Consider the following 461-nt stretch of genomic DNA (forward strand, 5'->3'; position numbering starts at 1 on the left):
GCGTCCTTTTCGTCTCTGCCTTCTACATTCAGGGCTCCGCACGACGCGACGCTTGCAGCCAGTGCGCTAGTTGTAGTTCCCCGTGAGGTTGTGAACGCGATCTGACGGAGTTTGCCCTCCGATCCCGGTGTGGGGTCGGTGATGATTGTAGTGATGTAGCCAGGCGTCGTAGGTTGCGGCCCTGGCCTCGTCTGATGCGTAAACGGTTGCGTACGCCCACTCTTGTGCGATGGTGCGGTTGAAGCGTTCGACTTTGCCTTTTGTTTGTGGCCGGTATGGCCTGGTGAATCGGTGCTTCACTTCCTTCCCGAGGGCCTGCGCGAATACTTTGGATCGGTAGCAGGAGCCGTTGTCTGTCATCACCGCAGTAACAGTGATGCCGGCATCGGTGAAGTACTGTCTCGCTCGTTTCCAGAACGCTGCAGCAGTGTCTTTACGTTCATTGGTGAGGATCTCGGAAT

Annotated in this window: 1 protein-coding gene; it reads right to left on the reverse strand. The window is 56.8% G+C overall.

The window, feature by feature from the left end:
- Positions 1 to 66: 66 nt before the first annotated feature.
- Positions 67 to 461, reverse strand: a 395-nt coding sequence (locus D7X55_RS40780) for an integrase core domain-containing protein (RefSeq protein ID WP_147470490.1), incomplete at its 5' end; no start/stop codon positions are given.

It is taken from the genome of Corallococcus sp. AB049A, assembly GCF_003668885.1.
In the GTDB taxonomy this organism is placed as follows: domain Bacteria; phylum Myxococcota; class Myxococcia; order Myxococcales; family Myxococcaceae; genus Corallococcus; species Corallococcus interemptor.